This window comes from Bacillus shivajii (assembly GCF_020519665.1).
GTDB lineage: Bacteria > Bacillota > Bacilli > Bacillales > Salisediminibacteriaceae > Bacillus_CA > Bacillus_CA shivajii.
On the sequence record NZ_CP084703.1, the window covers coordinates 1620630 to 1645331 of the forward strand.

Genomic DNA, 24702 nt, shown 5'->3' on the forward strand with positions numbered 1-24702 from the left:
AGGTACAGTGCGATGATTTTTAGTATGATCAAAACAGAATTGAAAAAACAATTGACAGATAAAGGCTTTTTCTTTTGGTTACTTGGGATGCCGATTCTTTTCATCGTCTTATTCTCGTTCATTTTCGGTGCGGTTGATGAGGTCACTTTTACCGTCCATTATATCAATGAAGATGCAACAGAAATGTCAGAACAATTTCTTATGATTATCGAGGAAGCAGAAGTTTTTGATCTGATCGAGAAGTCAAGTGAACAAGCGGCTATAGAGGAGTTGGAGGGCGGTAATATATCTACCCTTATTATCATCCCAGAAGGATTTGAAAACCGCCTTTATGAAGGGAAACAAAATGCCATTGACTTTCATTTCGATTCACTAAAACAAGACTCGGTTCGTCCGGTTCAAAACCTTGTTGAAAACATCGCTTATTCTTTTCAACAAGAAAAAGTGGAACAGATATTAAGAGAGCGAGTTTCAAACGAAGAAGAGTTAACGGCGTTATTAGAGCCACCATTCTCTATTAATGAAGTCGCTCAGCAGTCTGAGGAACAAAATGCGATTACGCAAATCGTACCAGGTTATACGGTTATGTTCACCTTTTTCATCATCATTTCAATGGTCAACTCATTTTTGAAAGATCGAGAAGGCGGAATGCTAGCGAGGCTAGCAAGCACACCATTAAATAAGTACCAATATTTATTAGGAAAGTGGGTCCCTTTTATCATTATCGTCTTTGTACAAGTTTGGGTGTTACTTGGCTTTGGTTACCTTGTTTACGATCTTTATCTCGGTAATTTATTTGCGATTTTCATTTTATCGATCGTTCTATCACTCACAACAACTGGTTTAGGCCTTGCCATCGCACTTTTTGCGAAAAGTGAAAACTTTGGGATTGCAATTACACAAGTGTTAGCTTTAGGTGGCGCAATGCTAGGTGGCCTTTGGGTTCCGATCGAGTTTTTACCAGAACTCATGCAACGAATCGCTTTATTTGTTCCACAATATTGGGCACAAGCAGGATTTCAAGATATTATGCTTCGCGGCGCAGGTGTAACAGATATTGGGGCATCAATAGCCGTATTACTTATCGTTGCGATTATAGGCCTGCTTTTTGCAGCAAAACATTTCAATAAATTTTTAAATGGGGCGAAAAGCTAGGGAAGTCACAAATAAAAATCATTTTTTACACAAGCTTAGAGGCTGATGTTTACAAGATAAACATTTCTCTAAGCTTTTTTCATTATTTGACAAATAATGATGTTAAAAAGTTGAGGCCGCTGAAAAACCACTTGATAAAAGGATTTTTTGGACGGACATCATGACTTTTTCAGTGGGCTTAAAAAAAGGGCGGGGCATTTTTCCAGTTGATATAAAAATGGTCATTGCATATAATAAAAAATAGAACACGAACATATGTTCTTTTACAAGGAGTGAGAACATGGATATTGCGTACGATTCACTACCAAAGCGGACGATTATGTGTATTGATATGAAAAGTTTTTACGCAAGTTGTGCGGCAGTCGCGCTCGGGCTTGATCCTTTAACATGTCATTTAGCGGTTGTAGGGGACACAGAGCGGGAAGGAAGTGTTATTTTAGCCGCGACACCGGCTTTAAAAAGAGACTTCGGGATTAAAACCGGAAACAGGCTTTTTGAAGTGCCGAAAGATTCACGAATTCAACTCGTTAACGCAACGATGGCGACGTATTTAAATATTTCAGTGCAAGTGACAGAACTGTTTTATCAATATGTCCCGATGGAGGCGATCCATACGTACAGTGTGGACGAAAGCTTTCTTGACATTCGTGGTACCGAGCGGTTGTGGGGGAGTGATTGGGAACTAGCTGAAAAAATTCGCGATGACTTATATAAGCGATTTGGGCTTTCATGTGCAATCGGGATTGGTCCGAACATGCTCATGTCAAAAGTATGTTTAGATATTGAGGCAAAAAAGCGCGGAATTGCGAAGTGGACGTATGATGATGTCGAGAAAAAACTTTGGCCGATCTCGCCTCTGCAAAAAATGTGGGGGATTGGTTCGAGAGTGGAGAGAAGACTTAATCATATGGGGATCTTTTCAGTCGAGCAGCTTGCCGCTTATTCATTACCTAAATTAGAAAAAGCATTTGGCGTGATGGGCAACCAACTTTATTACCATGCTTGGGGTGTTGATCTTTCCGAGCTCGGGGCACCGATTTTGAACGGGCAAATTAGTTACGGAAAAAGCCAAATATTAATGAGAGATTATAATGATCCAATAGAAGTAAAGCGTGTTATTTTAGAAATGTGTGAAGAAGTGGCAGCGCGTGCGCGTGAAGAACGTAGGGCTGGGCAGACGGTTTGTCTCGGTGTCGGTTATAGTAAAGATGCTACAAGTGGAGGGTTTCATCGTCAAATGACGGTAGCAGAACCAACGAATATAACGATGGAGATGTACGACGTATGTTTAAAAATATTCGCAAAGAATTATGATGGTAGCACGGTACGGCGTGTTTCCGTTGCTTTAGCAAACATTTGTGATGATGACTCGATCCAGTTAAATTTGCTGGATACAGCTCGTCCGAAGCAACGAGAACTCGGCTATGCGATGGATGAAATTAGACGAAAGCATGGGTCAAACGCATTATTACGAGGTGTTTCTTATGCACAAGGAGGAACTGCCCGTCACCGAAATACACTTGTCGGAGGCCATAAAGCATAAAGAGGAGAACGGGGTCTGCCCCGTTCTCCTTAAAAATTATGCAATCACTGAAAGGTCAATGATATCAGAGAAGGATACTCTTTCTTTGCCCTCCCTTGTTTGAAGTACTAATTTATTTGCCGTTTGATCAATGCGAAGAACTTCTCCTTCAATAAATATTTCATCGCCATCTCCAAATAATGTGAGCTTAATTGAATGGTTTTCATAATAAGCTTTTCCAAGGACTCGACTCCATTCTTCGAAAACTTGTTCATCTAATGCCGGTTTTTCCTTTTTTTCTTGTTGCTCTGTTAACTCTTTTAATCGTTTGACATGTTCAGGAAGCATCATCGATGTCCACTTAATCACACCACGATCTCGATTCATTTTGATCACTCCTAAAAATTATTTTAAATGATGGTTTACTGAAATTTGATAGTTACCTTGGGTGAATTGTTTATTAAAATGGTTGTTTTCTAAAAGATTGCTCCTGCGATTACTCGTCGCAGGTAAAGAGTGTTGCTATTGCATTGTAGGAGTAGTATATAAACTCAAAGAAGTGAAAGGCGGCGACTCCAGCGACGAACGTCATCTTCAAGAGTAAGCTTCGAGTTGTCTCGACGGACCCATCCTCAAAGCATTGCTTGTAGAGGAAGAGACAGGAAATTCTTGATGCTGAAGCCGTGTCTGCGGCAAAGAAGACACCGTGATAGCGAGTAAAGCGAAGCTAGAACGATGTCGCACTTGTACCTTGAGGTAAAAGCGTGCGCCTGTAACGGTTTTGAGAAGTAACAATTTATGCGAATAGAGATAAAACGAAAAACGAACGTATGTTCTTATTCTACGCAAAACAGTGGAATTTTACAACAAAAGATTGCTTTCAAGATAAAGTAGTTCGCTTCTCTTAATAACTGTAAAGAAATTTTCATAATTAAATTGAACAAAAGCGTTTTTAAGGTGTATAGTGGTAATTGTAATGAAGGTTAGTGATGTGTTTCACAAACTCAACTTATACGTGAAAGAAGGAGATTAGTGTGATCGTCAAAGATCTAGTTGAAACGAGAGAATTACTGGGCGAAGAAGTAGGTGAAGGGGTTACCGTAATTTATGAACGGTTTGAAAATGTTGATTGCAACTGTGACGGGGTCAACCTCGAGCAATTTGAGTGTGATCCAGAAGAAATCGTGCAAATTTTGAAAGGGGACGTCTCATCATTTGAATCGCTAAAATCTGTAAAAACATTTACAGTCGGAAATGCATTTACAACGGTTGATGAAGTGGTTGAACATATTCGTACGAACCATGCGGACTTATTAAATAGAAAAGAGCTTGTTGCTGCTGGATAATAGAAAGTTAAAATGCTTAGAGGTTCTTTTGAACCTCTAAGCATTTTTTTGAATTGAAAGCTTTCAGGAATAAAGATAACAGCCCTTGCTCATTTTCAGGGAAGAAAGCTAAAATAAAGGATAGGTTTTTATCGTCTTTTCTGGTGGGATATACTAGAAGAGGATGTTCAAAAAGTCTGGTAAAAATGACACACCGAGAAGAAGAACTTCGACTAAGTACCGACACGTCCTGTGTCGAACGTCGAAGTCACACATCCTATTGAAGCTAGTTGGCTTGCTTTTTAAGGTTCTCACGTATCTAAAAGCATACGCTCGATCCTCAAAGCTACGCCGCCTCGAACTTTAGTCTTTTTTATCCTCCTTTTTGAACAAACACTAGAATGAAGAGACAAATCAAAGGGGCGAATATGTGTGGTAAAAGTGTTATTTGTATGTCTTGGAAACATTTGCCGTTCTCCGATGGCTGAGGCAATTTTTCGAGATAAAGTAAAAAAAGCAAACCTCGAAGGTCATTTTGATATTGATTCAGCTGGTACAGGGGACTGGCATGTTGGCAATCCTCCTCACGAAGGAACGATTGAAATGTTAAAGAAGTATCAAGTTGAACATGAAGGTTTAAAAGCAAGACAAGTGAAAAAAGATGACTTGAAAACATTTGATTACATTATTGGAATGGATGCTTCAAACATCGGAAACTTAAATCGAATGAAAAGCTTCACAGAAGGTGGAGAGATCGCAAGACTTCTTGACTTTATTCCAGAAAATAAAGTCGAAGATGTACCAGACCCGTACTTTACTGGCAACTTTACAGAAACATATGAATTAGTCGAAGAAGGCTGCGAGAGGCTGTTAACTTACATTCGTGAGAAAGAAAATATTTAAAGCAGGCAAACACATGGGTAAAAGCACTCATGTGTTTTTACTTTTGAAACGGATGTAGGTGAGGAGGTTATATACATTGCCATACTAGAAGGATAAAAGTTGTTCATTTAAAGATTCATGAAATGATCATAGCGGTTGCTATTATCAGAATAATTAAAATGAAGAAAGTTGGAGGGGTGCCGGTGGATATCAACTTTGGAAATGTGGTGAAGAATTGTAGAGCCTAAGTTAGCTGAAGACAAGCCCTCGGGAAAGCGTCCGTCTGAAGTGAAGTTCACACTCATCATTCGGAATTTCGCATCATCTTTTGAGTTATGAAATTGATTTAAATACATGTGATTAGTAAATCACACTGTAGGCATAGAGAAAGGGAAAATTCTCTATGCCTTTTTTGTTTTTACGAACGGCTAGTAAAACCTTCCTGTGCTTCTATGAGATCTTTCTTTTTCAATGGTAATTAGCTTTTCCGTTTCTTTTTCTTGTTGTGTTTTTTCCTTGTGAGGCGTATTTCTATTTTTTTTCTTTTTTCTTTTGTCGAGCAAGTTCACGAAGAGAATTGTTGAGAAAATAAGGCAAATAACGATAAAGATATCTATTAACAACATTCCACCTCCCTATTCCTCGTAAATTAGTGGCTGTTTCCTTTTATGTACGATTACGTCTTTAGTATCGTTTCAAAATCCGTGGTAATCATTTTCGGCTTCTTTTTTTAGAAAGCTGTGTGAAAAGTAATTTTTGTTTTATGGTCAGAAAAAAAGAAATTATTAGTGAAAAGGTGAACTTTTTTGCTTTAAAGGGTTGTAAAGAAACAACTTACTCTCTATAATGTCCTTTATATAAATACAAATGTATTTTTAAAGAGGACAATAAGGAGTGGGGAAGAAATGGAAACAACAATTAATATAGGGATTCTTGGTCTAGGTACTGTTGGCACGGGTGTTGTCCATATTATTGATCAGCATCAGGATAAATTAAGTCACCAAGTGGGCTGCAACGTAAAAGTCAAGAAAGTGCTTGTAAAACAACTCGATAAAGAAAGAGACATTTCAATTGGAGAAGAGAGGCTAACAACCTGCCCGGATGATGTATTAAATGACCCACAAATTGATGTCGTACTTGAGGTGATGGGCGGTATTGATGATGCGAGAAATTACATGATTCAAGCACTAGAAAATAAAAAGCACGTAGTGACGGCTAATAAAGATTTAATGGCCGTTTACGGAAGTGACTTACTTCAGCTAGCAGCTCATCACCAATGTGATTTATTCTATGAAGCTAGTGTAGCTGGAGGGGTTCCGATATTACGAAGTTTAGCAGACGGGTTAGCGTCTGACCGAATTACAAAAATGATGGGGATTGTAAATGGAACGACAAATTATATCTTAACGAAGATGTCACAAGAAGGTCGTGATTATGAGGAAGTACTCTGTGAGGCACAAGAACTTGGATACGCCGAAAGTGATCCAACAGCAGATGTAGAAGGGATTGACGCTGCAAGGAAGACAGCAATACTGGGTACACTTGGGTTCTCTATGCCGGTTCACCTCGATGATGTGACGTTTTCAGGTATTTCTCAAGTGACGACGGATGATTTAGATTATTGTGACCAGCTTGGTTACACCATGAAATTGATTGGGCTAGCTGAGCGAACAGATAACAAAGTAGAAGTGAGTGTACAGCCAACACTTTTTCCACACTCTCATCCACTCGCATCTGTAAACGACGAATTTAATGCTGTATATGTATACGGAGAAGCAGTAGGTGAAACGATGTTTTACGGTCCTGGTGCAGGAAAGCTCCCAACAGCAACGGCAGTCGTTTCTGACCTTGTAGAAGTTGTGAAAAACATACGTCTTGGAGTCAATGGAAATAAGGCTGTAGCCCCTCAGTTTGAGAAGTTATTGAAATCGGCAGATGAAATATATGCGAAATATTTCCTTCGCTTACAAGCTAACGATAAACCTGGAACATTCTCAGCACTCACTTCGTTATTTGCACAATATGAAGTGAGTCTCGAAAAAATCTTACAGCTCCCAGTTCAAGGCAGTGATGCAGCAGAAATTATTTTAACAACACATAAAGTATCAAAAATGAATTATGAGCAAATTTTACACAAATTAGAAGGATTAGAAGTTGTTAATCTTATAAAAAGCAGTTACCGGGTGGAAGGAGATGAGGAGGCATGAGATGGAAAGGGCTGCTAAATGAATATAAAGATTTTCTTCCTATAGAGAAAGATACACCACAACTTTCGTTAAATGAAGGGAACACTCCACTTATTCCACTCAAACATTTATCAGAAAAATGGGGGATTGAGCTTTATGTGAAATATGAAGGTGCAAATCCAACAGGCTCATTTAAAGATAGAGGAATGGTGATGGCGGTTGCTAAGGCGAAGGAAGAAGGGAGTGAAGCGATTATTTGTGCCTCGACCGGTAATACATCAGCAGCTGCTGCCGCTTATGCTGCTCGGGCAAAGATGCGCTGTATCATCTTAATTCCAGATGGGAAGGTAGCATTAGGGAAGCTCGCACAAGCTGTCATGTATGGAGCTGAGATTTATACGATTGAAGGCAACTTTGACCAAGCGTTAAAGATGGTACGCAATTTGAGCCATCGGCTTCCAATCACCCTGGTGAACTCCGTCAATCCAAATCGCATAGAAGGGCAAAAAACTGCAGCTTTTGAAATTTGTGACCAACTAGGTTATGCACCCGATGTTCTCGCTATACCAGTAGGGAATGCAGGAAACATAACTGCATACTGGAAAGGATTTGAAGAATATTGCCAGTATAAAAATACGAGTTTGCCAAAAATGTATGGATTTCAAGCTGAAGGTGCAGCTGCAATTGTAAAAGATAGAATAATAGAAAAGCCTGAAACCGTTGCTACAGCTATTCGTATTGGAAATCCAGCAAGCTGGAAAAATGCTGTAACAGCTGCTAATTCTTCTGGAGGCATCATTGATGCGGTAACGGATGAAGAAATCCTTTCAACATATAAAATGCTTGCAGAAGAAGAGGGGGTATTTGCTGAACCTGCTTCTTGCGCATCAATTGCAGGCATCCAAAAGCAAGTAGAAACAGGCGCTATTCAAGCAGGACAGTCAGTTGTTGCGGTTTTAACTGGAAATGGATTAAAAGATCCACAATGTGCCATTGAAGCAGCGAACTTTAAATCATCTGTCCTTCCAAATAACGAACAACTTATTTACGATCGCATTGCAAAGGTTGTCGTGCAATGAAAAATAAATACTTATTCTCAGTAACAGTACCCGGTAGTACTGCAAATCTTGGTCCTGGGTTTGACTCTGTTGGCTTGGCAATTAACCGTTATTTAAAATTAAATGTCTATGAAAGTGATAAGTGGCGGTTCGTTCCATTATCTGAAAACCTGGATGACATCCCTCAAGGGAAAACAAACTTTATTTATAAAATAGCCTCTTCAGTAGCAGAACAATTCTACCGTTTACTCCCGGCTTGTGAAGTCGAAGTAAACAGTGAATTACCTCTTGCAAGAGGGCTTGGTAGTAGTGCAGCGGCAATCGTTGCTGGTATTGAACTTGCAGATCAATTGCTCGATTTACAGATGCATCCTAAAGAAAAGGTCCACTTGGCAAGTCAGTTTGAAGGCCATCCTGACAACGTTGCAGCTTCATATTATGGAGGCTTAGTAATTGGTACTCATCACCATAAAGAGACAGATGTTATATTTGGGATTTACCCTGAATTCGATATCGTCGCTGTCATACCAGAATATGAACTAAAGACATCTTCAGCACGTGATTTGCTGCCTAGTGAATTATCATATTGTAACGCGGTGAAAGCAAGTAGTATAAGTAATGTTCTCATAGCTGCCCTATTACAAGAAAGGTGGGACATAGCAGGGAAGATGATGCAAAATGATCTCTTTCATCATCCATATAGAGATAAAGTAATACCGGAATTCAACGAAGTGGTATCTCTTTCTTCGAATTTTAACATGTATGGAATTGCGTTAAGTGGTGCAGGCCCGTCGATCATGTGCTTTGTTCCTCAAGGTATAGGAAGTGAGCTACAACAGGAACTTGCGGCAATATTTAAATCCCACTCCATCCAATTGTTAAATGTTGAAAAGCGTGGAGTGGTTGTTGAACTAAATTCATCATTATTAACAAAAACTTGACTAGTGAGGATGACTCAAATTCAAAGTGCTAAGCACCTCCATAACAGAAGGGGGGAGCCTGGCACTTATGAGTCATCCTCTTTCATTATAGAGTTGTCCCTTCACTTTTTGAGAATAAACAAGCATATTCACATCTCATATTGCAATGAGACAAACTGTCATGAATACATATAATAAGTGATTTAATACGTATAGAAATGAGGGAGACATCATGTGCGGCATTTCAGGGTGGATTGATTTTAGTCGGAAGTTAACGAATAAGGATGCTGTCATTGAAAAAATGGCAGAGACATTAAAGAAGAGAGGGCCGGATGCTACGAACATTGATGTCACTGATCACGTCCTGTTCGGGCACACAAGGCTCATTGTTGTTGACCGAACAGGTGGCGCTCAGCCGATGTCTAAAATAGTTGGTGGAAAGACATATACAATATGTTACAACGGTGAATTGTACAATACAGAAGATGTACGAACAAAATTGAAGCAAGCTGGCTATACGTTCCAATCTCATTCAGACACTGAAGTACTATTGACAGCTTATATTCATTGGCGAGAAGGTTGTGTTGAAAAGTTAAACGGAATTTTCGCTTTTGCTGTATCAGATGAAGAACGTCAGTCCGTCTTTTTAGCGCGAGATCGACTCGGTGTAAAACCATTGTTTTTCTATCCGTTAGGGGATGGATTACTCTTTTCTTCAGAAATGAAAGGGATCTTTGCTCATCCAGATGTTACCCCAACATTAGATGAAGAAAGCCTTCAAGAAGTCCTAGGGTTAAGTCCGTCGCGAACTCCGGGGCACGGTGTGTATAAAGGAATGGAGGAACTCCGTCCAGCTCATTGGTTGCGAATTTCTCATGATGGGATCGAAAAGCGAAGATACTGGCAAGTCCAATCAAAACAACATACAGATTCAGAGAAAGAAACTGCTGAAAATGTGCGTTCTTTATTTATTGATGCCGTCGAAAGGCAGCTCGTTGCAGATGTACCTGTTTGTACGTTTTTATCAGGTGGGGTAGATTCGAGTGCGATTACAGCCATTGCAAGCAACTATTTCGAGAAGCATGGTCGTGGGACTCTTCAGACGTACTCAGTCGACTATGAAGACAATGAGCAATATTTTAAAGAAAGCAAATTCCAACCCAATAGTGATAAACCTTGGATTGAGATGATGTCCAACGCTTTTATGACTGATCATAAGCGATGTGTTATTTCAAATGAAGCATTATACGATCATTTAAAGGAAGCGACAACGGCTAGAGATTTACCTGGTATGGCTGATATTGATTCTTCTTTACTATGGTTTTGTAAGGAAGTAAAAAAAGATGTCACCGTAGGCCTTTCTGGAGAATGTGCTGATGAAATCTTTGGCGGTTATCCGTGGTTTCATGACGAGAAAATGATGAATCAACCGATTTTCCCTTGGATGAGTTCGTTAAAAGAAAGAGAGGCGATTCTTCGTCCGGAGTGGAAAAAACGTCTTGATTTACAGAACTATGTCAAACAGCGTTATGAAGAAACGCTTAGTGAAGTGCCGTATAACGATGGGGAAACTGGGACTGAAAAAAAGCGAAGAGCGTTATTTTATATGAATATGCTTTGGTTTATGACGACGTTGTTAGACCGTAAAGATCGGATGAGTATGGCCGCTAGTTTAGAAGTACGTGTCCCGTTTGCGGATCACCGTCTTGTTGAATATGTGTGGAATATCCCTTGGGAGATGAAAATGCTTGAAGGCAGAGAGAAAGGGATTTTAAGAAAAGCATTAGAAGGCATATTACCTGATGAAGTTCTTTATCGAAAAAAGAGCCCATATCCGAAAACCCATCATCCTGTTTATACAGAGCTTGTCACAAATGGCCTTAAGTCAATTTTGGAAAGAAAACAGCGCTCCCCGCTTTATGAACTTTTTGATAAGAATGCGTTAAAGAAGCTTGTAGATACAAAGGGGGCTTCGTTTGCAACACCTTATTTCGGCCAGTTAATGACAGGACCACAATTTATCGCTCATTTAATCCAAGTACATTTCTGGTTAGAAGAGAAGAACATAAACATTAAGCTTTAATAAAGTGAGCCTATATGATGTTTCCTAAGTGCATTTTGATCTCCTGAAAAAAAGAAAGTTTTAGTGATTTTCTTGAAATTAAACTCTTCTATTTATTGCCAAGACATCGTAAATATAAAAGGGATTCGAAAAGGGATTTGCGCAAAATGACAGAAAATCCCTTATAATTAGAGGGGTTTTAGAAGATGTTGGCGAAGTGAATGATGATTGTAAAAAATCGAATATGGGGAGGTATCAAAATGAACTTAGGAGGCTACAAGAACAAGGAAGCGTGGGTAGATCTGACTGAGGGGAAGGTTGAGTACCGTAAACTGAACGAAGAGGATGCAAAAAAGTATGTTGGTGCACGAGGGTTAGGAGTTAAATACTTAGTAGATCATGGCATCTACAACGTTGATCCGCTTTCACCTGAGAACATGTTAGCCGTAATGACAGGACCTTTAACAGGTACTCGGATTCATATGAGTGGAAGACTTTGTACAGTGACACGTTCTCCACTTACTGGAACAGTGACGGATTCACATATGGGCGGATGGACAGCAGCCCGTTTAAAGTGGGCTGGTTTCGACAATCTCATTTTTACAGGAAAAAGTGATAAGCCGGTTTACCTCTATGTTGAAAATGGTCAAGCGGAGCTGAAAGATGCATCTAGTTTATGGGGGAAAGGTGTTCGTTCAACCGTTAAAGCACTTCAAGATTTATATGGTGATAAAGGTACAAGTGTGATGACGATTGGGCAAGGCGGTGAAAACCTCGTCAAATATGCAGGTTGGATGAATGAAGATGATCGTGCATCAGGTCGTGGGGGAACAGGAGCTGTTGCTGGATCAAAAAATTTAAAAGCGATCGTCATTAAGGGATCTCAAAAAGGGAATATGCCAGAGCCTGCAATGCCTGATAAATACCCAGAAGCTGTAAAAAGCGGGTTAAAGGCGATTGCTGAGGGTGTTTTAACAGCACCGAACAAAGGTGGACTCTCTGTATACGGAACGAATGTGTTAATGAATATTATAAATGAGTCAGGTGCACTTCCATCCCGTAACTCGCAAGTGACTCATTATGCTGAAGCGGAGGCAGTGAGTGGTGAAGCGGTTCGTGAAGAGATCCTTGTCGGTGAACCAACTTGCCATGCATGTCCAGTAGCGTGTAAAAAAGAAGTTGAAGTAAGTGACGGAAAATATAAAGTAAAAGTGGAGAGCTTTGAATATGAATCTGCTTGGGCATTAGGTCCAAACTGTGGTTCTCACAATAAAGAAGCGATTGCTTATATGATCGACCGTTGCAATGAATATGGCATTGATACAATTGAACTTGGAAATGCCTTTTCAGTTGCAATGGAAGCATATGAGAAAGGGTTAATGAAGGAACGTCTCGACTGGGGCGATGTCGATACCATGATCGAATGGATCGATAAAATTGTTTTCCGAGAAGGAATTGGAGATATTTTAGCAGAAGGGCCCGGTCGAGCTGCAGCGAAGTTTGGTGACGGAAGCCTTGCGATGGTTGTTAAAAATCAAGCCATTCCTGCATATGACCCTCGCGGCATTCAAGGGATGGGGCTTGCTTATGCAACAAGTAACCGAGGAGCTTGCCATTTAAGAGGGTATACAGTTGCAGCCGAAATTGCTGGGATTCCAGAGCCCGTTGACCGTAACACTGTACAAGGAAAAGGCGAGTTACTCAAAGTATTCCAAGACCTTCATGCATTCTCTGATTCACTTGATCTATGTAAATTCTCGGCGTTCTCTGAAAATGCTGATTTATATGCTGAACAATATTCAGCAGTCGTCGGTATTGAACTTACGGGAGACGACATTATGAGAATTGGTGAGAGAGTCTATAACATTGAGCGCTACTTTAATAATAAAGCTGGTTTCTTGAAAGATGCAGATAATCTGCCAGATCGTTTTACGAAAGAGCCAGCAACAGGAAACTCAAGTGGTGAAGTAAGCCACCTAGAAGAAATGCTTAAAGAGTATTATCACGTGCGCGGTTGGGAAGAAGGGACTGTACCAAAAGAGAAGCTAAAACAATTAAATATCGAAGTAAATGTTGGGGCTTAATTTGTAAGCATGGGGCGTAAATCCCATGCTTCTTTTGTTTTATAAAGGAAAGCGAAGCGGGACGGCAACTTATTGACAGTCCCGTTTTTACAAAAATTATCGAGGAAGGTATGTCGTTGTACGATGCTTATTTCCATAACGGTAGAATGGTTTTGACGAAAACATTTCGATACAAACATCCTTATTGACGTTTTAAGGGGATTTTTTCAATCCCCCAGCGGCTAATGGTCCGTAAAAGTTCATATTTGCAATGATCTTTCCCATCTCTTTCGGAGATTCTTGTAAGCCATTTTCAATCCAATGTTGAATGACACCTAAATGCGCAGAAACTAAATAAGCAATTAAATACTCTTGCGGGAGCGGTAACGATGTTTGATCCGCCTGAACAAATTGAGTTTTTATTTGATTCGTAATTAACGCTTTGATTTTATTTTGAAAAGCAGGGTCCCCTTTTGGTCCTAAAATCGCTTTTACAAAAACGGCATGTTCTTTTAAGTATGCAAAATATTTTTCAGCTGCTGGATGTGGTTCTTCATCATCCCAATTTTCTAATTCTATCGTTTCAAGCTCTTTTGCAATTTGCTGGATTCCACTCAATAATTCTTCTTCACTTTTTTCCAAAAGGTCATATTTATCCTCATAATGTAAGTAAAATGTTCCTCGGTTAATATTTGCTCTAGATGTGAGGTCTTTAATGGTTACTCGGTCTAATCCTTTTTCTTCGATAAGTTCAGCAAAAGTATTTCTTATCTGTTCTTTTGTTCGTACAACCCGACGGTCTTCACTGCTCAATTCCTTCACCTCCGATTTATTGAACACGCTTTGTTGAAGTGTTGAGTAATCAACATTCAGACAAACATTGTATATTGAATTCGTATAGGGACTAATTATAATTGTAAGTAGAACATTAATCAACATTGTGTTCATTAGTATCAAGGAGATGATTTCATGACAAATAAACAACCTTCAGTCCTATCACATTTGATATCTATTTTACTGTTGCCTTTTAATGTAACAGTGATCATTCCATCACTATTATTATTGTTCTTCCATTTCGACTTTGGGTGGGGACTTCGTTTTCCAATTACTTTAGTTGTGTATTTGGTAGGGGGGATTTCGCTTCTTTTAGGGCTTACTCTTGTCATATTGACAGTTCGCCAATTTGCAACGAGAGGAAAGGGGACGTTAGCACCGTGGGACCCTCCACAAAAGTTGGTCGTTACAGGTCCGTATCGGTATACACGTAACCCAATGATCAGTGGCGTCGTATTAGTTTTGATAGGAGAAGTGATGATCTTTGGCTCAATACCGTTACTTATATGGTTTCTAATGTTTACAACGATTAATTATTCCTACTTTATTATCGGTGAGGAACCACATCTTGAGAAAAAATTTGGCGAAGAATATGTCGAGTATAAAAAGAATGTCCCGAGACTATTTCCGAGACGTACGCCGTGGAAACAATAGGTTAAATAGTCTTTGAAATAAATGAAACCTTCACGAAATAGAATCGTAGATAAGAAAATTACATTTTCATTTGTGGAGGTAAGGACGATGATTTATGTGGTTAGACATGGACAAACAGATTTTAATAAAGAGGAGAGGCTCCAAGGTCGTTTCGGTTTACCTTTAAATGAAACTGGGATTAAACAAGCAGAACGACTAGGAGACCAACTTCGCAAGGTAAACTTTGACTTTGTTTTTTCATCTCCACAAGAGCGTGCAATTCATACAGCGGTGATCGTTACAGGTAAGGAGGTTGTTACTGATAGACGGCTAGATGTGTTTGATTTAGGTGAGGCAGATACACTGCGAAAACAAGAAGTGAAAATGGCTGGGACGATCCCCGATGCTAGCGTTTATAAAGGTGTTGAAGATCCGAATCTTTTTGTTAAAAGAGTGTTCAGCTTTATGAAAGAAATAGAAGCTAAACACAGTGGACTTTCATGCAACATATTATTATCAGGACATCGGTGTACGACAGGGTGTATCGGGGCCTACTTTGAAGGAATCCCAGAGGATCAAAATATTTTAAGGTTCTCATCAAATAACGGAGACTATAAGGTGTATAACCTCGAATAAAACAGAAGTGTGTGTGATAGAATGGCGTTACGTTTTGCCATTCTATCTTTATTTTAGCCACCGGCACGGAACGTTTTCTTGCGAAAAGATTTGATAAGTGTACTTAGTGTTTCTTCATTTTCTGCTTTAAAGGTAAGAAACACTTTTGGGACATCTGATTGAAAAAAACGAAACGTCATTTGTTTCGATAAAGAACACGCCCATTTGTCATGCATGACCGTACTCACATCTCCAGAGACTTCTTTACATACTCCACCAAGCTCTTGGAGGTACGAAATTAATTGTTTTTTATAAATTCCCCGAATCTCAAGCGTTTTTTCAATCATTATTACCCACCTGCAACAGGAGGGAATAAAGCGAGTTCATCTGATTTTTCGACTTCCGTTTCTAATCCGTTCATATGGATGACGTTTTTACCATTTATAAATACATGAATGTGAGGCTTTAGCTCATCTTCATTTTCGAAAAGCTCCTCCTGCATTGGTGGATACTGCTCAATAACGGACTGGAGAAGCTTCCCAATAGTGTCTCCATCTTCAAAAGGAACGTGAATCGTTTTATTGCCACAAATTTCTCGAAATGTCGCAAAGACTTTCATCTTCATACCAATCAAACTCCTTTACAGTGGAAGAATTAGAATATAATGACTTTTCTTTTTATTATGCGGTTATTTTCAAAAAGGCGCAATCATTTATATGAATCAATTTCATAACTCAAAATATGATGTGAAATTCCGAATGATGAGTGTGAACTTCACTTCAGACGGACGCTTTCCCGAGGGCTTGTCTTCAGCTAACTTAGGTTCAACAACTCTTCGCCTAAGTGGATCTTCAGACTGCACTAATCCTCCGGGAGTCGCCGTCTTTTGTTAAGTTCACTTCTAAAGAAAACTCGCCGATTGGCGAGCCTTTAAGGCGAAGACAAAGGCGTAGTTGTAACGCACAGGACGTGCTAACACCGGCGTTCCGACAGGATGTCGGGTATTTAGCCGGTGAACATAACTATACACATAGAAATTTTCACTACGCCGAAATTGCTTCTTAGCTAAAATTTTATACATTCTTATAGTGTAAACAAAACTTGGCTTTTCGTTAAAGAGATTCTTAGTAAGCGAAGTGTGCTTACTTAGAAGCTCTTATGCTTTAGTGCAAGTCATTAATTAGGAACTTCGACTACAATCGATCACGTCCTGTGATCAACGCCGAAGTCACCACCTCCTGTGGAAGTAAGCCTTAGTTGCCACAAGCTCAACTCCTATGATTAAACGTCGAGTTGCGACGAGTAACCGCAGGAGCAACGAGCATTCGCTTCTCCGAATATTCTTCGAGCTGCCTCGACGCATCAACTTCCAAGAAGTGCTTGAAGAGGAAGAGGCACGTAGTCTGCGACGAGTAACCGCAGGAGCAACGAGCATTCGCTTCTCCGAATATTCTTCGAGCTGCCTCGACGCATCAACTTCCAAGAAGTGCTTGAAGAGGAAGAGGCACGTAGTCTGCGACGAGTAACCGCAGGAGCAACGAGCATTCGCTTCTCCGAATATTCTTCGAGCTGCCTCGACGCATCAACTTCCAAGAAGTGCTTGAAGAGGAAGAGGCACGTAGTCTGCGACGAGTAACCGCAGGAGCAACGAGCAACGGCTTCCTCGAAATCCCTTCGAGCTGCGACGAGCAAGCGTAGCGGCGCAGAAGCACTTATCTATCGACCATAAATTTATAAATTCTGATAGTACAAATAAAACGTACATTTAATATCATTCGTTTCACTGCGCAAAAAACGTAATTATGAAATTCATTCATATATATAATGATAAATATCCAATAAAATTCCAGGTTGCACCTGGAATTTTATTGGAAGTTCGTGAGCTTTATAGGGGTATTAACGTTTATCGTTTCTAATGATGTCATCTGCGACGTTATTGCCACTTAATACGACGATTGGAGATCCTGCACCAGGGTAAGTACTACCACCTACGAAATATAAGTTACGAATGTCTTGAGAACGATTGTAAGGACGTAAAAGACTATTTTTCTTAATGTTTGCAGCAATACCTGCGATTGAACCATGAAACGCATGAAACTGTTTTTCAATCGTCTGTGGATCGATCACTTTTAATTGCTGGAGGTATGGTTTCATATCAAGGCCACGCCCTTTTAATAAATGAAAGACACGTTCACACATCACTTCCTTTGAAATATGTGGGTCTCGTTCGCTTAATGGGGGAGCATTTACAAGAATATTAAGGTTATCGCCATCTGGTGACATCTCTTGAGAAGTTTTTGATGACGTACTAATGTAAATGCTTATGTCATCACTGTATGTATGGTCATCAAATAGTTTCCGAAACTCATTGACCGGATCTTTACTGAAAAAAAACTGATGATGATGCAAGTCAAACCGTGTTTTTACACCTGCAAGAATCACAAATGCTGAACTAGATGGAGGCAATTTGCTGATTTTCTTATCCGTAAATGACTTTCGGTCACGTTCTTCAACGAGTCTCGGGTATTGCGTAAGTAAATCCCCGTTTAAAACGAAAACATCTCCTTCATATACGTCACCGTTTTCTGTTTCAACTCGTTTTATCACACCGCCTGTTGTTATAGCGCGCTTAACTTCACACTTTGTGACAATTTCAACGCCTAAATTTTTTGCTGCACGCTCAAATCCTTTTACAATCTCGTAATTTCCTCCTTTTGTAAAATAAACGCCGTCACCTAGCTCCAAATGTCCCATTAAACCGAATGATGCAGGTGCTGTATAAGGCGAGGAACCAATATATGTAGCGTATTTGTTAAATGCCATTCTAACCCGTTCGTCGCGAAAAAACTGTTGATGAAATTTGTCCATCGATTGAAATGGTTTGACAGATGACATTGCTTTTATTAATGGCAAGTTCATGAATTTTTTCCAGCTAGAAAATGAACGATGTAAAAAATGTTTTTGCGCAAGGAGAAAAAATTCCCCTACTTTTAATAAATATTGATCATAGTTATCAGCAGAAGAAGGATCAATAGTAAATAAATGCTCTTTCATTTCATCAATATTGGAGGAAAAATATAAGTGTGATCCATCATAAAACGAATTTTTCGTATGTTTTTCCAGCTTTATAAATTTAAAATATGTGTCAGGGTTCTCACCTAATTGTGAAATAACAGATTTGAAAACGTTCGGCATTGTTATGATATTCGGGCCAAAATCAAATCGATAAGAACCAAGGCGGACTTCATGAAGCTTTCCACCAACAACTTCATTTTTTTCTAAAAGTGTTGTTTGAAAGCCGGCATGTTGCAATCGAATCGCTGCCGATAGTCCGCCGAGCCCACCACCAATGATTATGACACGACTATTGCTCTTCACCATATTTATATCCTGCCTTTTTTGGTTATTAGCCTACACAAAAACGATTCATTTCATCACAAAGGGGTGACTCTATCTATAGGTTTAATTGGTTGAAACGAAAATCTGATTAAAGTAACATACATTGTGAATGATTAAACAAGGGAGAATTCAGTCATGAAAAACATTAAATTAATTGCAACAGATATGGACGGAACATTATTAAATGATGGTCGAAATATATCAGAAGAAAATATAAAAGCAATACAAGCAGCAATGGATAAAGGCATTCATGTGATGGTTGCTACAGGTAGAGATTACACTGAAGCAATTGCTCCGCTTAAAGAAGCGAGCTTACGGTTACCGTTAATTAATGTTAATGGCGCTGATTTACGAAAAGAAGATGGAGAAGTCATTCATCAACAAACACTAACTTATCATCAATTTAAGGATATGAAGAAAATCCTTGAAGAAGAGGGTGTATATTATGAAATATATACAACAAAAGGTGCGTATACAGATGATTCAAAGCGCGGGTTAGACGTCATCGTCGATCTTCTCATGAGTACAGGTGAATTTGGTTCTTACGATCAAGTACGAAGCTTAGCAGAAAGGCGTTTTGAAGAAGGGGCAATCAATCAAACAACAAGCTATGACAACCTATTACAAGATGAAAATTGTGAGCTTTTTAAGATCTTAGCGTTTTCAGAAGATCATGGAAAAAGAGACCGTGCTCGAAAGCGACTTGTAGAAGCTGTCAATGTTGATGTGAGTGCTTCAGGTAAGGAGAACTTAGAAATTAATCATAAAGAAGCGACAAAAGGCAACGGCTTAAAAATCATGGCAGAAACATATGGTGTTGATCTTTCTGAAACGATGGTGTTAGGTGATAACTTTAACGACGTGTCAATGATGGAAGTAGCAGGACTTTCCGTTGCAATGGGAAATGCAGAAGATGAGATAAAAGAGCTATGTGATGAAGTCACAGATAAGAATACAAACGACGGGGTTGCTAAAGCCATTTACCGCGTATTAGAAAATAAAACAAAATAATGATTTCTTCATCTGAAACAGCGGTTCAAAATGGACTGCTGTTTTTTCATGTAGCATAGCGCAAGTAAATCGCGGAACTCGCAAGTATATTGAGAAAAGTCGCAAGTAAACGAGTGAAATCGCAAGTAAAAGAGGAAAGTCGCAAGTAAGTGAAGCAAAACAAATTCCAAAAGTGACGAACAAAAAGAGAAAAGTGTTTAACAAATCGAGAGAGTGATGAACAAATTAAAGATAGTGACGAACAAATCAAAGAAAAAGCAGAATAATCATAGAGAGTGATGTAAAAACCAAAACACCGCGATAGAAAAGCGCCCAATTATCCGAACAGAACACCGTCTCGAATTCCAATTTCACAAAAAATAGGCACCTATCCTTTACACATCAAGGCGAATGACATACATATAACATTATATTGCCGGTCATGAACTTACAGTAGGAAGGTGAAGGAAATGCACGAATTGTATATGCACCACATGCTCAGCGGTCAACAGGCGGTATCAGAAAATCAGTATAAGAAATTATCCAATAAAACAGAGCGTCAAACTGATCAAGATGGACTTCAAGAAGGCGGATATGTTTTATATGCAAGACATGCTGAAGCAACAGTTGGTCAGGACCAACAGCAAATGGTTTTTCAAGATTGCGAGACACAAAGGAACCTTTCTGACGAAGGGAGAAGGCAAGCAGAAACATACGGAGAGACTCTTCGAGCATTAGATATTCCAATCAATTATCCAGTCATTACGAGCCCTTTTTGCAGAAATATAGATACAGCCTCCTTAGCATTTGGCGATGAAAATTATGAAGTTAATCCGTTTCTATTCGATCTATATTTGTTAAGCTATAATCCAAGTCCACAAGAACAACAAAGGATCTTAAATACGTTCCGTTCGATGTTAGAAACTCCTCCACCAGAAGGAACAAATACGTTAATCATTGGGCATAGTTTTCCACCAGGAGTAGCATTCGGTCCGATCCCTGATATGGGAACAGTCATGGTGAAGCCCCATGGTCAAGGGCAAGGATTCGACGTTGTCGCAAATATATCCTTTGAGAACTTAACAAATATGCTTGGTTAAAATAGAAATTGACCATCCTCCACATTCGAGTCGTTGTTATAAGAATCAATTTCATAATTACGTTTTTTGGGCAATGAAACGAATGATATTATAAGAGGATGTTCAAAAAGTCCGGTAAAAATGACACATCGATAAGGAGATCTTCGACTAAGTACCGACACGGTCCTTTTTATCCTTCTTTTTGAACATACACTATAAATTTTCATTAAATGTACGTTTTATTTGGAAGTGAACGTAACTAAAGACGGCGACTCCCGGAGGATCGGCGCAGTCTGAAGTGAAGTTCACGCTCATCATTCGAAATTTCCCATCTTATTTTGAGTTATGAAATTGATTTATAAAAGTGAGAAATTAAATTTCATTAAATATATACAAACACCCATGGTTAAACTATTTTTGTGGAGGTGGTACATATGGAAAATAAGCCAATGCATTTTGACGGTAGTTATCAAAATAGTGAACAGTTAATTAATGACCAAAGCCATGAAACGGTTCAACTGACAGATGACATGAGAAAAAATATTAGTGGGAACCCTTTTTTAGCAGATGAAATGAAATCTTAAAGTCATCTACCGTCTTTCCAATAGATTTTCAGAAATGGAAAAAACTAAAGCGGGATTTTAATTGAAAGGAATAGAAAAGTTATGACAAAAGTATTGTACATCACAGCTCATCCTCATGATGACACAGAATCTTTTAGTATGGCTGTTGGAAAAGCATTTATTGATCAATATAAAGAAGTAAATTCTTCTCATGAGGTTATCCACCTTGATCTTTATAAAGAAGACATCCCTTATATTGATGCGGATGTATTTAGTGGTTGGGGCAAACTCCAAACAGGGAAAGGATTTGAAGACCTTTCAACCGAGGAAAAAACAAAAGTTGGGAGACTATCAGAGCTATGCGATCAATTTATCTCAGCAGATAAATATGTGTTTGTTACCCCGTTATGGAATTTCTCTTTCCCACCAATTATGAAGGCATACATTGACTCAGTGGCGGTTGCTGGTAAAACATTTAAATATACAGAAGAAGGACCAGTAGGACTATTAACAGATAAAAAAGCATTACATATTCAAGCACGTGGGGGGATTTACTCAGAAGGTCCTGCAGCACAGTTGGAAATGGGTCATCGTTATTTGGACATCGTCATGCAGTTTTTCGGGGTGCCTTCGTTTGAAGGGATCTTTGTAGAAGGACATGCAGCAATGCCTGATAAAGCACAAGAAATAAAAGATGATGCAATTGCACGTGCAAAAGACTTTGCTCATACATTTTAATTGATACATTGAAGAACTAACCGACGCGGTTTGTTCTTTTTTTATGTGAAAGTACATTGAAGTATATTTCAGGATCTAAATAATCTTCAGAAGCTTTATTAAAAAGGAAATAATGTTAAAATATTCATATAAATGAATCAATTTCATTTTTTGCGCAATGAAACGAATGATATTATAAATTTATCATTAAATGTACGTTTTATTTGGAAGTGAAGTTCACACTCACCATTCGGAATTTGGCATCATATTTTGAGTTAGAGATTCATTCAAATTAAAAAACAAAAGATGTTCTTGAAGGAAGTGACAATAATGATAGAATTTTTCTTATTAATGGCGATTCTCTTTATTGGTCTTATTGGCTACGGTTTTTATGAAACGAAAAAGAAACATGAAGTGAAATTAGAACAAATTAAATTAGAAAGAGAAAAAATCGCATTAGAACAAAAGCGACTAGATTATGAAAGAGAATCATCGTAAAAGTGATTGGGCTGAAAGAGAATATAGATAGAGCGAGCAAGCAATTTCTAGTTCAAAAGGTGGGGGAGGGTCTTGCAAAAGGCCTTATTAAAATTACTAGAATTTCAAGGGAAAGCGTTAGTAGGAATTGCAGGATAAAGTTTTAACTTCAAAAAATATGAAAATACCATTTATTTAAATTGTCCGGACCGATTTATCATTGGTGAGCCATAAACCGAACCGATCGTCGAACGAATTTGATGCCTAGAGTGAACGGAAAATGAAGTTTGGGGTGATATTCTCTTTTTTCATGAACAATTAAACCCGGAACAGTTAAGCTATATTTATACAGGTACTAAGAGAATTATTATGATGGAACGTAGCTTCTATATTTTCAATAGCCTTATTCAACATGTGAAAGATACGGTTATGTAAATGAAGGGAAAGGTTATTTAAGAGCAATTCAGTTGGAGTTAGAAAAAGAATTAATTTACAGCGAATCGTTTCCTGTAGTTATGTATTAAAACTTTCGGATGATTCTCTGAAAGTTCCAGAATACCATATTGTTTTCGACTAAATTGTAAAAAAAATGAGCTTGGAAAACATCCAAGCTCATTTTTCACATTAAAATATTTATGCAGCGGTTACTTCATTTGTTTTATTTTCTTTTGCTTGAACACTCGCTTCTTTTAAGTAAAAGGCAGCGAAAAATCCACCGATGAGAACATAACCAATTGCAAAATCAACAGCGGCTCCAAATGCTAATTCTGGTGCGTGCATGAAGCCAAAGAAACTTAAAAATGCGGCAATACTAGAGAAAACCGCAGCTTTATGAAACTCGTGATCAATAATAAAGACAGTGATGGCTCCTAGCAAGATTGCTGTAAACATCGCACCCTCACCTAATGGAACAATTCCAGAAGAGATATCGGCAACTGCTTCTGGAGCAGCACCATCAAACCTAGTCATTAAATAATTTGCAAAGTATGGAAGCATTGCAATCGCAACGGCTGGGTAGTATTTCTTTTCGTTTTTCGCAAAGGCAGAAGAGACCATCGCAATCCCGACGTATACAAGGATTGGAGCAACAACTGCAATTGGAATCATTGCAGACAAAGCAGCGATAATACCTGTCATTGCAGCGAAGGCGAAAACCGCTGCGTTTAACAGACTATACCCTTGGCCAGCTCCCATGGATTTCGCACCGACTGACGCAATATAAACGGTCGTTGGAAACAACCCACCAAAAGCAGCTCCGAGCATCGTTCCAACACCATCAACTGCTTGACACTCGCGTACATCATAAGAATCGCCCTCTGCTGCCATTGCTTCAACGTTATTCATTGTTTCAACTGCATTATAAATGGTAATTGGTAAAATGACTGCAAGGAGTGCAATCATACCACCAAATAAGTATTGGAACCCTTCAAGCACAGCAAGCGACGGCAAAATAGGATAAAAACCTAAATGACTAAGTCCTTCACTAATTGCTCCGATTTCGACATAACCTAAAGTAAACGCAAGACCAGTACCGATAATAATTGCAAAAAGAGAAGCAGGAATGCGGAAAGGGAGTGCTACTTTTCCAACGATCCCGACTAAAATAACAGCTAAAACAAAAAGTCCAACTACAGGCATTTCGAGTGTATTAAATAACATTTCACCAGCAATAAATGTGATCGCGACCCCAGCTAATGCACCGAGCATTGCTGCACGAGGTAAGTTACGTTGAATCCAGTTTCCTGTAAAACTCGCTAATAGTTCAATTAAACCACTAATGAACGCTGCAGCTAAAGCAATTTTCCAAGCTAGTTCTGGATCACCAGTTAACGTATGAGCAGGTAATAAAACCCCAAATAAAAAGACGAACATGACAGGGGTACTTATCCCGTATGACATAGCAGTAACATTTGTGCGATTTTCCTTCTTTGCTAGTCGCTTAGCCATATATGCATAATATAAGTTCCCAAAAATAACGGCGACAGCGGCCCCAGGAATGACTTTCCCAAATACTAGGCTGGCAGGAAAGCCAAGACCTAACATTGCAACTGCGATGATGACAAAGTTAGCTAAGTTATTTTGAAATAAGGCAAAAAATGCATCAGTATCTTCTTTTTTAAAGAGTGGATAAACAACGGACTTTTCGGACATCGTGTACGCTCCTTTATACATGAAATTTTGTGATTTTCTAATATGAGTTACTTACCAGTCAGAGTTGAGTT

The 24702-nt window shown here is 39.0% G+C and carries 22 protein-coding genes; 16 read left to right on the plus strand and 6 right to left on the minus strand.

Going from position 1 to position 24702, the window contains the following annotated elements:
- Positions 1–12: 12 nt before the first annotated feature.
- Together LGQ02_RS07890 and LGQ02_RS07895 are read left to right on the plus strand one after the other, a co-directional pair.
- Positions 13–1155, plus strand: a complete 1143-nt coding sequence (locus tag LGQ02_RS07890) for an ABC transporter permease (protein ID WP_226517642.1) — start codon at positions 13–15, stop codon at positions 1153–1155.
- 280 nt (positions 1156–1435) lie between these two features.
- Positions 1436–2698, plus strand: coding sequence for a Y-family DNA polymerase (locus LGQ02_RS07895; protein WP_226517643.1), 1263 nt, complete (start codon positions 1436–1438; stop codon positions 2696–2698).
- A 36-nt stretch (positions 2699–2734) separates the two neighbouring features.
- Here LGQ02_RS07895 and LGQ02_RS07900 read toward each other — a convergent pair whose 3' ends face one another.
- Entirely contained in the window at positions 2735–3064 is a 330-nt protein-coding gene (locus LGQ02_RS07900) for a YolD-like family protein (RefSeq protein ID WP_226517644.1), read from the minus strand.
- 647 nt (positions 3065–3711) lie between these two features.
- Here LGQ02_RS07900 and LGQ02_RS07905 point away from each other — a divergent pair.
- The 7 genes from LGQ02_RS07905 to LGQ02_RS07935 all read left to right on the plus strand — a co-directional run bounded on the left by LGQ02_RS07905 (position 3712) and on the right by LGQ02_RS07935 (position 13194).
- A complete protein-coding gene (locus LGQ02_RS07905) occupies positions 3712–4023 on the plus strand; it encodes a hypothetical protein (RefSeq protein ID WP_226517645.1) in 312 nt (103 codons plus the stop codon).
- 411 nt (positions 4024–4434) lie between these two features.
- The gene (locus tag LGQ02_RS07910; protein ID WP_226517646.1) at positions 4435–4905 is read left to right on the plus strand and encodes a low molecular weight protein-tyrosine-phosphatase; all 471 of its coding nucleotides are present in this window, start codon (positions 4435–4437) and stop codon (positions 4903–4905) included.
- Positions 4906–5789: 884 nt separating this feature from the next.
- Positions 5790–7091, plus strand: coding sequence for a homoserine dehydrogenase (locus tag LGQ02_RS07915; protein WP_226517647.1), 1302 nt, complete (start codon positions 5790–5792; stop codon positions 7089–7091).
- Entirely contained in the window at positions 7088–8149 is a 1062-nt protein-coding gene (gene thrC, locus LGQ02_RS07920; protein WP_226517648.1) for a threonine synthase, read from the plus strand. The genes LGQ02_RS07915 and thrC overlap by 4 nt, the downstream gene beginning before the upstream one ends.
- A complete protein-coding gene (gene thrB / locus LGQ02_RS07925; protein ID WP_226517649.1) occupies positions 8146–9069 on the plus strand; it encodes a homoserine kinase in 924 nt (307 codons plus the stop codon). The genes thrC and thrB overlap by 4 nt, the downstream gene beginning before the upstream one ends.
- A 211-nt stretch (positions 9070–9280) precedes the next feature.
- Positions 9281–11131 carry an asparagine synthase (glutamine-hydrolyzing) gene (asnB, locus tag LGQ02_RS07930; protein WP_226517650.1) on the plus strand — a complete coding sequence of 617 codons (1851 nt, stop codon included), beginning with the start codon at positions 9281–9283 and terminating at the stop codon, positions 11129–11131.
- 239 nt (positions 11132–11370) lie between these two features.
- Positions 11371–13194 (plus strand): aldehyde ferredoxin oxidoreductase family protein, encoded by a 1824-nt coding sequence (locus LGQ02_RS07935; protein ID WP_226517651.1) that lies wholly within the window; start codon positions 11371–11373, stop codon positions 13192–13194.
- A gap of 192 nt (positions 13195–13386) precedes the next feature.
- Here the strand turns inward: LGQ02_RS07935 and LGQ02_RS07940 are convergent, their stop codons facing one another.
- On the minus strand, positions 13387–13995 hold the full coding sequence (locus LGQ02_RS07940; protein ID WP_404802413.1) for a TetR/AcrR family transcriptional regulator: 609 nt from the start codon (positions 13993–13995) through the stop codon (positions 13387–13389).
- 147 nt (positions 13996–14142) lie between these two features.
- Between LGQ02_RS07940 and LGQ02_RS07945 the strand changes: the two genes are divergently transcribed.
- Positions 14143–14661, plus strand: coding sequence for a methyltransferase family protein (locus LGQ02_RS07945; protein ID WP_226517653.1), 519 nt, complete (start codon positions 14143–14145; stop codon positions 14659–14661).
- Positions 14662–14748: 87 nt separating this feature from the next.
- Entirely contained in the window at positions 14749–15276 is a 528-nt protein-coding gene (locus tag LGQ02_RS07950) for a histidine phosphatase family protein (RefSeq protein ID WP_226517654.1), read from the plus strand.
- A gap of 53 nt (positions 15277–15329) precedes the next feature.
- Here the strand turns inward: LGQ02_RS07950 and LGQ02_RS07955 are convergent, their stop codons facing one another.
- The 3 genes from LGQ02_RS07955 to LGQ02_RS07965 form a co-directional block, all read right to left on the minus strand.
- Positions 15330–15602 carry a MoaD-like domain-containing protein gene (locus LGQ02_RS07955; RefSeq protein WP_226517655.1) on the minus strand — a complete coding sequence of 91 codons (273 nt, stop codon included), beginning with the start codon at positions 15600–15602 and terminating at the stop codon, positions 15330–15332.
- Positions 15603–15604: 2 nt separating this feature from the next.
- Positions 15605–15880, minus strand: coding sequence for a ubiquitin-like small modifier protein 1 (locus LGQ02_RS07960; protein ID WP_226517656.1), 276 nt, complete (start codon positions 15878–15880; stop codon positions 15605–15607).
- 1271 nt (positions 15881–17151) lie between these two features.
- Complete coding sequence (locus tag LGQ02_RS07965; protein ID WP_226517657.1) at positions 17152–18636, minus strand: phytoene desaturase family protein; 1485 nt, start codon at positions 18634–18636, stop codon at positions 17152–17154.
- A gap of 153 nt (positions 18637–18789) precedes the next feature.
- On the opposite strand from LGQ02_RS07965, the gene LGQ02_RS07970 reads away from it, so the two are divergent.
- The 5 genes from LGQ02_RS07970 (at position 18790) to LGQ02_RS07990 (ending at position 22501) form a co-directional block, all read left to right on the plus strand.
- Positions 18790–19665, plus strand: a complete 876-nt coding sequence (locus LGQ02_RS07970; RefSeq protein WP_226517658.1) for a Cof-type HAD-IIB family hydrolase — start codon at positions 18790–18792, stop codon at positions 19663–19665.
- A gap of 449 nt (positions 19666–20114) precedes the next feature.
- Positions 20115–20744: a histidine phosphatase family protein gene (locus LGQ02_RS07975; protein ID WP_226517659.1), complete on the plus strand. Its 630-nt coding sequence runs from the start codon at positions 20115–20117 to the stop codon at positions 20742–20744.
- A 413-nt stretch (positions 20745–21157) separates the two neighbouring features.
- The gene (locus LGQ02_RS07980; RefSeq protein ID WP_226517660.1) at positions 21158–21307 is read left to right on the plus strand and encodes a hypothetical protein; all 150 of its coding nucleotides are present in this window, start codon (positions 21158–21160) and stop codon (positions 21305–21307) included.
- A gap of 81 nt (positions 21308–21388) precedes the next feature.
- A complete protein-coding gene (locus LGQ02_RS07985) occupies positions 21389–22024 on the plus strand; it encodes an FMN-dependent NADH-azoreductase (RefSeq protein ID WP_226517661.1) in 636 nt (211 codons plus the stop codon).
- A gap of 309 nt (positions 22025–22333) precedes the next feature.
- Positions 22334–22501 carry a hypothetical protein gene (locus LGQ02_RS07990; protein WP_226517662.1) on the plus strand — a complete coding sequence of 56 codons (168 nt, stop codon included), beginning with the start codon at positions 22334–22336 and terminating at the stop codon, positions 22499–22501.
- Between the two features lie 612 nt (positions 22502–23113).
- Here the strand turns inward: LGQ02_RS07990 and LGQ02_RS07995 are convergent.
- Positions 23114–24631 carry an NCS2 family permease gene (locus LGQ02_RS07995; protein WP_226517663.1) on the minus strand — a complete coding sequence of 506 codons (1518 nt, stop codon included), beginning with the start codon at positions 24629–24631 and terminating at the stop codon, positions 23114–23116.
- Positions 24632–24702 lie beyond the last annotated feature (71 nt).